We start from the raw sequence: 12864 nt of genomic DNA on the forward strand, positions 1-12864 counted from the left end.
ACTATTATTAGAACTTATATTTAAATCCAACGGTAACCGCCGTGTCGCTATAACCATCATTACCCAGTTGCTGGGCCACGTTAGTCCACAGATTCACATGCTTGTTCAGTTGCCCTTCGGCTCCCACCTTCAGTTCACCAATGTTCGCGCTTCCCGCCTGCTTGATAGCTACGCCGTCCATGGTGGCACCCGCCTGTTCGGTGTTGTGCAGCCAGTTGGCTTCGGTATACACGGTAAACAGTTTGTCGCTGCCTTTGTCCATATCGCTCACGCCATCACGGGATAACTTCACGCCCAGACGCGTCTGAACATTGTTGTTACCGTCAGAGCTCACCCGCGTGCCGTTGGCTTCCTTATGGTCATCGGCTTTGATACCGTTCCACGTGATTTGCGCCTGTGGGGTCACAAACACGTTACCGTTTTCACCTTGATAGACCGGGATACGATAGCCGCTTTCAACCGAGGCGCTCAGCCCATTCATGTCGTAGCTTTCACTGGAAAGTTGGTCACCGTGCACCGACGCATTCAACATGCTGTACTGTACCCAGCTGTCAACATACAGACCGTCCAGCGTTTTCGCATCCTGATACCACGTGGCGTAAACGCCGCCGCTGTAACCATCGACTTGGCCTCGGGAGTTATAACCACTGCGGTGATTACGACTCTGGCTGTCTGACTTACCGTAACCTAACATCAAGCCAACGCCTAAACGGTCAGTATCAGTAAACTGAGTCTGCGCCACTTCACCGCCGCCCTGTACCACATAGGTATTGGTCGCGGTTTTAATTTGCCCGCTGTTATCTCTGAACTTATTACGGTCTCCCTGCTGACGCAGCCACATGCTGGAGTTCTCTGCCCGACCTTCACGGTCTTCTAAACGCAGATTGAACATCTTGTTGGCTGCCGCCATATTCGCCATATAACTTCCCGCTTCCGGACGCACAACGCTGTTGGTCGGGGTCGGAGTGACTGGCGTCACCGGGGCTACTGGTGTATCTGGCGTCTCTGGATTAACCGGGGTGTCTGGATTAACCGGCGCTGGCAACACTGAACGCAGGTACCAATCACCGTCGTTCGGCGTCGAAACACCACCTTTATTCAGGAAGTATTCATACGCACCCGCCACCGCACGGCCTTTCAGCGTAAACTCGCCGTTCGAGCTGCCACCCACATCGATAAGTTTAATCCCTTCGACGGTTTGGGCTCCCTCCCCGCGGGCGCTCATGACCACAACCTGACTCTGTCCGGCGGTATCGCCTTTGATAATCAGTTTATCCGTCGCGGAGTTGTCATCGCCCAAATCGGTATTAAAGGTCACGGTGCCGTTATTGCCGGTATAGTTACCGTTGATGGTAAATTCACTCGGTGCACCGCCCGTTAACGCACGGCCCATCGTCAAGTTACCGCTGTTGTCCACATTACCCACCACCTGACCGTAACCACCTAATGTACCCTGCTCGGTGATATTCACATTGCTGGTCAAGATGGCCTGTGATGCGGTGCCCGGCGTTCCACCTACCTGCAACACCCCATTCTCAATGGTGGTCAGCCCGGCCGAGACGTTGTTACCGTCTAACAGAACGGTACCCGTGCCGCGTTTCACCACGGTGCCACTGCCGTCGACGGTGTTATTCATCGCCCACTGCTCTGCCGTATCCAGCACAAAGGTGCCGTCATTGTGAACCGTTGACGACCCCAATTGCTCACTGGCCGTGCTGGTCAGTGTGGTTCCGCTGGTGGTGGTGAAGGTACCGGCATAGTCGGTGTTATTTCCGCCCAAGGTGATGTCTGCGTCCTGCGTTAACAACACGTCACCCTGAGTGCCTTTCAGGCTGTTGAGCAAGGTGCCCGCCGCGCCGTCCAGATTCAGTGTACCTTCATTATTAATCACACCCTGACCTAAGCCCTGAGGCTGCGTCACGCGGGCGGTTGCCCCGGCGTTAATGTCGGTGGTCCCGGTGAATCCACTGTTGTTCTGGGTCAGGGATAGCGTATCCCCTGTCAGGGTCAACTGGCCTGCGCCCGCCAGACTACCGTCAACCTGTCCACCGTGCGTCACGGTCAGGTTACCGTTGTCCAGATTCAGTTGGCTGGTCTGTGCCGTCGCTAACTCACCCACGGTCTGGGTTTTACCATTAACGTTCGCCGTGGTGCTGTCAGCTAACGTCAGTTTGCTGGTTTGTCCTAATGCGTTATCAGTCCCCAGCGTCAGGGTTCCGGTTTGCAGGTCGGTCTCGCCGGTGTAGCTGTTGGTGACATTGCTGATGGTCAGCGCGTCCGCGCCATTACCCGCCACAATCCCTAAGTCGCCACTGCCGATAACCTTAGCGGACAAGGTTTTTTCCGTGCTGTCGGCGGTATTAATCACCAGTTTGTCGGTGCCGCTGGTTAACAGGTCAAGCTGAGTTAAGCCATACGCCACGTACAGGCCATTGCCCTTATCTCCGCTGGTGGTTAAACGATAATCATAGGTCCCATCGGCGGCATGAACCCCGTTCTGACTGATGGCGCTGACACTGCCATTGCTGATAGCGGCCCCGTTTTCATCAATCAGTTGCAGCGCACCCGCCCCACCGATTGCCGTCTGCGCGGAGACTAACTGCACCAACGTTTCGTTCTGCTGGTCCAACAGGCCGAGGGTTTTATTCACCACCGGCACGGTCGCGTTATCAAAACTGCCCTTGGTGACCTGAATTTTACCGATACCCGATGCATCCAGCGTACCCGCCACCGCAATGAAGCTATCCGACGTAACCGAATTCGGAATGGTCACCCCGAAATTCATCGTACCGCCGTCGATGCTTAAGCCACCGATATTCTGAATGCCGTTGCCGACCGTGGTGGTGTTATTGCCCATCACCGACAGCGTCGCTTTGGTCAACGCCGTGGTATTCAAGCCCGAAAGCGCAAACTCCGCGCTGTTCATATTCACCCGTCCGGCAAACTGATTGCCCGCCGCCGCGCCGAAGTCGAACTGGGTACCCGACGTCACGTCAATCTTACCGTTGCCGCTCAAGGCATGGTTCAGGGTGTAATCCGCCGGGGCCGCAATGGCCAACGTTGACGTGCCGTCAATACTGATTGACCCCGCGCCGCCCGCCGTATCGGTCATCTTGATTAAATCAGCGGTGTTAATGGTTGAACCATTAATCAGCTTCATGTTTTCAAAATGGTCAATATCACTGGTCGCGCTCAGGGTATGCGTTGCGCCATCAAAGGTCACCGTATCCGCGCCGCCGCCAATCCCCCCCTCTAGGGCGGTAAAGGCCGCATCGCCTTTCACGGTCACATTGTTAACGCCTGTAGTCCCGCTGACGTTCACCACCGTTGAACCGGCGTTCAGGGTCACATTATTGGTGCCTGAACCCAGCGCGATATCGCCCACAATCGTGCCGCTGTTCGTCACGGTGTTATTGCCCGTGGCAGAAATGATGTTACCGGTGATGCTCGCGCCCGCCGCGTTAGTGGCGGTGTTGGCACCAGCACCCAAATCAACCACCCCGATAATCTTACCGGTGTTGCTCAGGGTTGAATCCTGCGCATCAAAGGTCAACGCCGCCCCAGTCGCACTGGCCGCATTGATTTCACCGCTGTTGGTCACGGACTTCGTCGCACCCAAATCAACCACGTTGGCGGTTGAAGCGGTGTTCAGTTTGCCGGCGTTCTCAAAGGTCGAGACACCACTTAATGCCACCGCAGAGCCGCCACCGGCCGCCACGGTCACATTGGCCGCATTTTTCACCTCGCCATTGCCGGTGTGTTTCACCGAAATCCCGGTACCATTAGCGCCAGTCACGTTGATATTCAGGGCGGACGAGCCTGACAGGTCAACATTGTTGCCCATGGCCGCACCCGCCGCGTCTTCAAACGCCAGACCCGTGCCAGAGCCGGCCACATTGATGGTGCCGCTGTTGGTGGTGTCTAACGACGCCGAAGTCCGCACACCCTTGCCGTTCATCACGTCAATCGTGGTGTCATTTAACTGAATACCGGCAATATTTCCGGCATTCTCAATGCCGTTACCGCTGGCACCGGCGGCGTTAACGATCAGATGTGCACCGCTAACGGTTAAGCCGGTCGCGCCGCTATCGACTAACACCGCATGTGCCGTGCCCTGACCCTCAACCGTATTCACGCCCGAGCCAACCAGATTGAGGTTCGCTCCCGTGCCTAACTCGACCGCAGCCTTACCGTCGGTGGCCAAGATCGCCCCACCGTTATTTTGAACCGTGGCCTTCGCCCCTTCCACATAGACGGCCGTGCCGTTGGCTGAAATGTTGGCGGTGTTGATGAACGTCCCATCCAGCACCTTCACGGCCTGACTGTTAGCACCTTGGAAATTGATGGTGCCATTGTTGGTCAGGATCCCCTGATTCTGAGTAATAAAGCCGGTCGCCCCTGCCGTGGTGGAGTTGAGAGTAGCGTCAGAATTGAGTTTAGAGCCGGTGTTGGTGTTCAGTACCGTGACGCCATCAATCGCGTATTCGTTACCGTCTACCGTCCCGACGATAGTGTTGGTTCCCGTCAGGTTGACGGTGGTTCCCGCTTTAAGGTTTCCTTCCGCGCCGCCTTGTACCAATACCGCCATGGCGTTGTCACCACCGACATTGAAGGTGGAGCCTGACAATGCCGTCACGGAGGTGCCCGCACCCGTCGCCCAGATACCCCGCGAGCCAGTTCCTGTTGCCCCCATGTTCAACACGCCTGATTGAGTCGCGCCATTTTCAAGGCGGATCAGGGTGGAGTTTTTACCGGAAGCCACCAGGCCTGTACCCGAAGTATTGGTGTTAATGGTGGAGCCTGCACCGGATACCAGGAAGGCTATCTGATCGGTGATACCGGTAGGCTCGGCGGCAAACGTCACCGCTGAAGTCCCGGTCAGGTTAACTTTAGCACCGGCGGTGGCACTCACGCCCACGGCACCTTGGCCCTGCATGTCGATAGTCCCTGCGGACATATTCACCGTCACCGCCGAACCGGTTGCGGAGATACCGGTTGTGCGATCGGCATTGGTGCCGCCTTTGAGCACCAGACTACCGGTGTTGTTCAAGGTGGTGGCCGCGCCTGAGGACGAAGCACTCAACCCCACAGAGCCGTCTTGAACGGTGATTGAGCCTGAGTTCCCCCCGGTTGAGCCTTCAAGTACCTGAATACCCGTGGTCTCTTTACCGGTGAAGACAATATTGCCCGAGTTACTGAATGATGCGCCGTTTTTAGCAATGTAGCCGGTCACCTTATCTAAGGTGGAGTTGAGGTTCGCTTGTGCAACCAGCAACGTCCCGGTGCCAAAACCTGCCGCACCGGCTGCCAGCGTACCATTACTTAAGGTTCCGGCGATTGGCGTGCCCGTGGCTGAGCCATCCAGCGCGTGCTTTTGTCCATCAACAACGCCAGCTACGGAGCCCGCGCCGGTTAAATTAATGGTAGCAGTAGAGGCAATCTTACCCTGTGCGCCCCCTTCAACCAACACCGCCACCGCGTTTTCGCCGCTGGTGTTAATGGTCATGCCGCCGGAGTTGAAGGCGGACACATCAGTGCCAGTACGGCCAGTCACCAGAACAGCGGTGGAATCTTTACCCGATGCGGTCAGGATTGAAGAAGCACCCGCCCCGCCGGTAAAGTCTGCGCCATCTTCCATACGGAACAGCGTCGAGCCTTCCGTTGACACATCCTGTGTGCCAGTGCTGGTATTGTTGATGGTCGCACCGGTGCCGTAAGCAAAATAGCCGATCTGCTTGGTGCCACCAGAGAACACAACATTGCCGTTGCCAGAGGTGGTTACATTACCCAGAGAACGGGCATGAACCCCGATGGCCCCATCACCGGACAGATTAACTGTACCCGACAAATTGACCTGCGCACCATTCCCTTCCGACCAGATACCATAGTTACGCAACAGAGAAACCTCATCCATACCACTGATGACGTTGATTGTTCCGGATGACTGCGCCTTGCCATTGCTTTTAGTTTGAAGGCCAATAACATTAATACCCGTCAGATTGATGGTGCCTGCATTATCAAATACGGCAGACGTATTGCCATTGGTGGTGTACATACCCACATTTGATGAAGGTGCTGCGTTATAATGGCCGCGTACCTCAATCGTGCCGCTATTGACGGTGGAGTTGGTATAGGAGTTAGCGGAGTAAATACCATACCCCTTCTGGACCTTATCCCCAATAATAATAGTGCCTTTATTATTGACGTTCGCACCAGCACCGAGCACTTGAATCGCGTAGCTTCCGTTGCCTAAACTGACGTCCGCACCCCCACGACCGAGCGGGTCACCCGTTGTTATGGTAGAGGCAGCGCGGCCAATATACATCAAACCATCAGTATCATTGGTAAAGGAACCCGCACCACGAACACGGACTGCGGCCGCAGCATTATTCGGTGCGGCCGTTGTTCCAACATTCACTGCACCATGGTTAACCGCGTCTCCCGACATCACGTCAAGCCAATAAGCCGTATCGCTAGGCCGAATATTAACCGTACCATTGTTAACATGGGTTGAACCTGCATCAGTGAGGAGATCAGGTATATAGGTGCGCGAATTATAGACACCATTATTAATGAAGTGTCCTCCACTTGAGACTGACACACCGCCAGTAAAGCCACTTCCTGTTTCTAAGGTACCGTCATTGATGATGGTTCCGCCGTTTCGCGCCGCCACAATGAATGCCGGTACAGAGTTAATCGAGTTTGTCGATGTCATCGACATCGATCCGGTCGCAGTAATATGCCCCGTTGCATTCACACCATCGGCCAACATGCCAATCTGGGTTCCGGTAGGAACAAGAAGCGGGTCAGTCCCATTAACTGGTGACGTTTGTGGGTTAACGGTATAGGTGGCGTTGGTATTGCTGTAGGCCAGAGCGATAGCACTATTATAATTCCCTTGTGCTGCTGTACCCGTTCCTAACTTGCCTGCCTTCAACTGCTGGACTAACCAAGTATTATAAGCCTGAAAACTGGCAAGATCCGTAACACTCTGCGCTTGCGGGCCATCCGTGGTTGTCACGTTAAAAGAGCCAGAATAGCTCGTCCATAATTGATCCACGGTATAAGGCTGTAGCTGAGCCGTCGTAACGGCCGTGGCGGCAGCTGCGAAAATGATGGTGTTGACCGAGTTCCAGTTAGCGGTACCGTCAGTAACCTGAACGTAAACGGTATCTTTAACCGTATTGTTACCAACATTACCGTTGGCATTCATATTGAAAACGCCACCGCCAGCTACATTGGCGATTTGCGAAGAAACAAATGGCCCACCGCCAGCAGAAGACGGACCATAAACATAAAATGAAGTGGTGGTAGCCCTTTCCAAAAAATTTGAATTAACATAAGTGTTAACACTGATGTTACTTTGCGTCACCGGGTCGAAAACAAGAACCGCGTTGTTCTGCGCGTTCAAATAAAGGCTCATCTTGCCATTGGGATCAACACTGCCAGTCACATATCCGGCATTGTAGCCGAGAGTTACGTTAGAAGCCGCCACGTTAGCCCCGGTTGACCCAGTCCAATCCATTGTCCCGTTCAAATTGACGGTATCAGAGCCGACGGCAATAGACTTAGCACTGTTATTGGCGTTGCCAGGCGTATAAGAGCTTGCGGTTATATCTGTTGCATTCGCAGGAGAAGCAAGAAACGCGAACGTACCCGCTACAAACAGACCCTGTAGTTTCTGTTTTACTCCGTAAGACTTACCCTTACCTTTAATGACGTCAGAAACAGCGACCCAACTGGAAGTTTGATCGTTCCAGATCAATCGATATGCTTGATCACTGATAGATGATGTTGACTCTCCGCCAGTCGATGTCTTCGATGCCGCACTTTTGGTTTTTCCTCGACCTAACTCAGAAGTAACAACCCACAGCCCTAACGTATTGTTCCAAATAATACGATATATCTTATTCATTAATAACTCCCAAAAATGATAGTACGATCCTTGTATTCAAACTATATCGTTATTTAATGAATTAACGACCTTCGCCTGAAAGCTTAATCAATTATGTTCACCACAGGCACACCCTAGAGACAGCGGCAGGCCTTAGGTTAAAAAGATAAGATTGTCACATTGATGCGCTACACAACGCCCTTAACTAGGGGGATTCTCTAAGAGAATTATGACTAGCCGTGTTTTTAAAAGCGCGGCTTACCTCTATTCGCGCGAGATTGTAATCCAGTTTTTATTTGCCAATTATCCAAAAAGCGAAATAACGTAAAAAGTTACAAAATAGTTTCAATTGGAAATATTTTATAAATTTATACGTGTTTTAATTAATAATCATAAGATCATGAATGAAAATGAAATTGCATTCATAAACATGGTGTGAAAACTTTATTTTAGTAAAAAAAACTAATTAATATCGCGTGTAATTATTTTTTAACAAATGAAAAAAATAATATAATAAAGTAGAGTTTTTATTTCTTATAAAAATAATAAAATTCGTATTTATTTTTTTATATCTATTTTTTCAATTAAATACATATAGTTATGATTTTTAAATGCGTAATTAAACCTGTTAACTTTTAAACCAACCCTTCAATACAATGTGTATTTATCAAATGGCCGTAGTCCTATTGCCTAAATTTAAAGCATAAAAAGGATTGTCCCCTCCACAATCCTTTTTAACTGACCACTATTACCGTTACTCTCCCAACACTTTATACAACGCCCTCAACCGCTCTTGCAGTACAAACATTAACGCTTCACGAGTGGCTAGGTTTTCGGTATTCAACGCGGCATTGATCACGGCTAAACACTGAACCGCAATCTCTTCAGGGGTTAAAGATTCTTGTTGGATAAGTTCGTTCATGGGCTAACTCCAAAGGTAGTTAATATCTCCCACCTCCAAAGCTGCAAATCTCTCGGGGTGGTGGCTTTGATCGGGTTTGCAGACCGCCCCTTGGAAACGGCACATCCAAAGATGTCCCAGCCAAAGCCACCATAGAACAAACATTATGACATGTTTTCAGGGTGCGCAAAGACCATGACTATAAAAATACTTTATGTATCAATATGTCATTCTCAAGGAGCTTAGCGGGCTGCAAATCCCGACATCCCAACTCAGGATGCCCCGCCACTATACCAACCCTAAAACCACCAGCAATCGACCAGTTCAGATTCGTGCCAACAATGCGAAGCATCTCGAAAAACTATGCAGTGTGCGGCTAAAAAACGTTAACTATTGCTTGTCTGTATTCCAAATAATTCTAGCTAGCTTATACCGGACGATCTAGCTTCGCCGCCGCATCCTCTAACAGCTTATCCAGACTGGAATACAACAGTTTAGACTTCACCTCTTTACTTTCAGTTTCGAGCTTTGAGCCGACCTTTTTATCCATCGTATAGATAGTCACTTTTCCTTCCTGATGGTCGTAAATCAGCAAGCCATCGACACCATAGCCATCCTGATCTGCGAATTTGCTCAATACACTTTGCATTTTCCGTTTGGCAGTATCGTCCCCTTTCACTGCTTTACGCAGTTCCTCAACGGATAAGCCCACTGGCACAGAGTAGAGATAGAGCATATCAACAGAGCCGCTTCCGCTACTATCTTTGCAGAGAAAACAGTACTCTCTTTTTCCATCCGGCAGTGACTCCATTTTTCTCAAGTCAACCAGCAGCTTTTGACCATCCTGATAGGGCTCTTCCGAGATATCCAGAAACACTAATCGGAAAGGTCCCGGATCTCCGGCATGAGCCGAAAAGGTACAGCCCAGCGCTAAGGCAAAAAATAACCCATAAATAAACTGCTTTATTCTTTCCATCACATTGTCCTTAATAAAAATTGGTCATTCACTATATTCGTTTCCGACAAAACAGGAAATTACACTTTATTATCACCAGCAACACAGTCGATTTTGCGCCAACATGTAACACAAAGCATCGAGATAAAGAAAAACGCCCGTTGCTGTTGGTGGATTGGGTGCAAGTATTTTTGTGTGGAGAAGGGCTAAAAACTTTGCCCAATATGGAGAATATATTATCTTTTACCAATTGATTATGTTGGAAAAATATCGACTCTGCCGTTCTAACCCGGTTTGTCGCCCATACATCATAGTAATAACAAAACCCGCGCACCAATAGGTTAACGCGGGTTTTGTTATTAAACGGCTAAACTTGAGTCGAATTACACTAGGCGCTCAATCAGTTTATCCGTTTCTCCCTGTAGGAAGTGAATAGGCGCCACTTCAATCACCGTGTAGGCACCGCTGTTTAGTTTGGTGGTCGCTCGAGCGGCAGAGACTAAAAACTGTGAAGTTAACGCCGGGTTGTTAATACGCATGGAGTATTCAAACAGTTGGTTTTGAGTTTCGCCAGACACGCCTTTATGGGTTAAATGCACGCCGTGCCCCATATCTCTTAGGTTGTCGACGCAATCGACCTGCTTCACGTGAGTCTCGTCCGAGGCGAAATAGTCATCAGCCTTCAGCGTTTTTTCTACTGTAGCAAAATCAGCACCCTGCTCCAGTTCAACATACACCAGACGGCGGTGCACGCCGGTTCCCATCGGTACCGTCACGGATAGCGCTTCTTTAACGCCCGGAATCGCTCTGGCCGCCACCGAGTGCCCCATGCTCATACCCGGCCCAAAGTTGGTATAAGTGATCCCTTTTGGCGCCATCGCCAGCATAAGGGTGCGTACAATAGAGTCAGAACCCGGATCCCAACCGGCAGCCACAATAGACACCGCGTTATTGGCTTTGGCGATAGGGGCCAGCGTATTTTTTAAATCAACAATCTGAGAGTGAACGTCAAAGCTGTCTACGGTATTAATACCCTTTGCCAGAATTTTCTGGGCCACTTCTTTAATCGCTCGGGTTGGTGAGCAGAGAATGGCTACATCAACATTGTGTAACTTATCAATGTCATCCACCACTTGATAAGCCGCTAGCTCTGCCAATGGTTCACCCGCGCTACGACGTACTATACCTGCAATTTCAAAATCATCTGCCGCGTTCAGGGCTTCAATCGCATACTTACCAATATTTCCATAGCCGACAATGGCCGCTCTAATTTTTTTAGTCATGGTTATCCCTGTCTCAGTGATTGTTTTAATCTTGTCTTTCTCATTCTTCCACTAACCAAAATGATTAACAAAAGAAAAACCGCTTCTGACTTTAACTAATGCTATCAAATATTTCAAAGCAGAAATAATACTCTGGTTTTAATCAATCAAAATTAACACCTCCCCGTCACGATTCAGGGAGCGATTTAGTTTAAAAAATTATCACTCAGTTAGAGACTATTGGTTGAACAATGCTACAATACGACGTGTTGTTTTCCCTTCTCACCTGAGTTGAACGTCCGTTTTAACGTTTATCTGATAAAAAAGTATTAGGATTTTTTAATGCATCACCATGATGTTACAGAGCGCTCATTATTTTCTCTGAGCTGGCCAATATTCATCGATCTGTTTTTACACTTTTCGACGCTGCTGATTAATACCTATATGGTCAGTCAGGTATCCACCGCCTATCTTGCTGCGATGGGGCCGGGTAATCTGGTTTTCGATATGTGTATTACCATATTCAGCTTTATCAGCGTTGGATGTAGCGTTGTTATTGCTCAGTATCTGGGTGCTCGCCATATGGATATGGCAAAGAAAGCCATTCATATCTCCATTGCGTTTAACTTTGTACTTGGCCTGTTCTGCGCGGCGGCCATCATCTTCTTTGGCTATAAAGCTTTGAATATCATGAATATGCCTGAACATCTGATGACAGATGGTTTCAACTATTTGCATATTCTGGGTATTTGTCTGATCCCTGAAGCGGTTTCCTTGATTCTGGCAGCCTGTTTGCGGGTTTATGGCAAATCTAAAGCGGCCATGTACGTGACGCTGATTGTGAATATTATTACCATCCTCGGTAATATTCTGGCGCTGTATGTTTTCGATGCGGGTCTGATAGGCGTAGCGTGGTCGACGGTATTTGGTCGCGTTATCTGTATTATTCTGCTCGCCTGTTTGTTGAATTACGGTTTACGCATTCGCTTTGAGATAAAACTCTTTTTTCATTGGTCTAAAGAGCTACTGGGAAAAATTCTGCGCATAGGCTTACCGGCCGCCGGTGAGAACATGGTGTGGATCCTGCAATATATGACTGCCAACGCCTTCATCGGCCTGATGGGTGAAACCTCTCTGGCGGCACAAACCCTCTATTTCCAGATAGCGCTCTTTGTCATGCTGTTTGGTATTTCCATCAGTATCGGTAATGAGATCTTTGTTGGTCATCTGGTGGGGGCTAAACGCTTCGAGGATGCCTATCGCCAGACTTTCCGCAGCTTGAAGCTGGGCGTGGGCGTGACCATTCTGGTGGTGATTGGCTTTTGGCTAGCGGACGTGCACATTTTGCACTTCTTATCGAAGGATGACGGCATTAACAAGCTGCTAATGCCGCTATTTTTACTGTCGGTATTCCTTGAGCCGGGCCGAACCTTCAATATCGTGATGGTCAACGCGCTGAGGGCATCCGGCGATGCCACTTTCCCTCTGTGTACCGCCATCTTCTTTATGTGGTGTGTCTCAATACCCGTGGGCTATTTCCTCGGTATAACCATGGAAATGGGTCTTGTTGGGATCTGGATCGGCTTTATGTGCGACGAATGGCTGCGTGGCCTAGCTAACACCTGGCGCTGGAAATCAAGAAAATGGCAGGAAAAACGACTAAATATTTAGTCTGTTGTTTTTAAAACAGGCTTACTCTGCTTTATTCAGAGTAAGCCTGATACTCCGGTTACACCAATGAAGTATTTCATTATTTTCTCAAGAATCCTGGCCGTTCGCCTGCATCACTTTCCTTCCTAACGCCTAATCGCCACCGCCTCCATTTTCTTTAATATTCGGCAAATATTGCCGA

5 protein-coding genes are annotated in these 12864 nt (G+C 49.8%); 1 reads left to right on the forward strand and 4 read right to left on the reverse strand.

The features are described 5' to 3' along the window. Positions 1-7: 7 nt before the first annotated feature. The 4 genes from HYN51_RS11080 to HYN51_RS11090 all read right to left on the reverse strand — a co-directional run bounded on the left by HYN51_RS11080 (position 8) and on the right by HYN51_RS11090 (position 11033). Positions 8-7915 (reverse strand): autotransporter outer membrane beta-barrel domain-containing protein, encoded by a 7908-nt coding sequence (locus HYN51_RS11080; protein ID WP_108900078.1) that lies wholly within the window; start codon positions 7913-7915, stop codon positions 8-10. A 733-nt stretch (positions 7916-8648) separates the two neighbouring features. Then, positions 8649-8816 (reverse strand): hypothetical protein, encoded by a 168-nt coding sequence (locus tag HYN51_RS16475; protein WP_192878397.1) that lies wholly within the window; start codon positions 8814-8816, stop codon positions 8649-8651. A 406-nt stretch (positions 8817-9222) separates the two neighbouring features. Beyond that, complete coding sequence (locus HYN51_RS11085; protein WP_192878398.1) at positions 9223-9771, reverse strand: hypothetical protein; 549 nt, start codon at positions 9769-9771, stop codon at positions 9223-9225. A 362-nt stretch (positions 9772-10133) separates the two neighbouring features. Next, on the reverse strand, positions 10134-11033 hold the full coding sequence (locus HYN51_RS11090) for a diaminopimelate dehydrogenase (protein ID WP_108900079.1): 900 nt from the start codon (positions 11031-11033) through the stop codon (positions 10134-10136). 321 nt (positions 11034-11354) lie between these two features. Between HYN51_RS11090 and HYN51_RS11095 the strand changes: the two genes are divergently transcribed. Continuing rightward, positions 11355-12683, forward strand: a complete 1329-nt coding sequence (locus tag HYN51_RS11095) for an MATE family efflux transporter (protein WP_108900080.1) — start codon at positions 11355-11357, stop codon at positions 12681-12683. Positions 12684-12864 lie beyond the last annotated feature (181 nt).

Source organism: Limnobaculum parvum (assembly GCF_003096015.2).
In the GTDB taxonomy this organism is placed as follows: domain Bacteria; phylum Pseudomonadota; class Gammaproteobacteria; order Enterobacterales; family Enterobacteriaceae; genus Limnobaculum; species Limnobaculum parvum.

Coding starts and splice junctions, on each gene's coding strand:
- HYN51_RS11090 (WP_108900079.1), bottom strand. CDS start 11,033: ATGACTAAAAAAATTAGAGCGGCCATTGTCGGCTATGGAAATATTGGT.
- HYN51_RS11095 (WP_108900080.1), top strand. CDS start 11,355: ATGCATCACCATGATGTTACAGAGCGCTCATTATTTTCTCTGAGCTGG.
- HYN51_RS16475 (WP_192878397.1), bottom strand. CDS start 8,816: ATGAACGAACTTATCCAACAAGAATCTTTAACCCCTGAAGAGATTGCG.
- HYN51_RS11080 (WP_108900078.1), bottom strand. CDS start 7,915: ATGAATAAGATATATCGTATTATTTGGAACAATACGTTAGGGCTGTGG.
- HYN51_RS11085 (WP_192878398.1), bottom strand. CDS start 9,771: ATGGAAAGAATAAAGCAGTTTATTTATGGGTTATTTTTTGCCTTAGCG.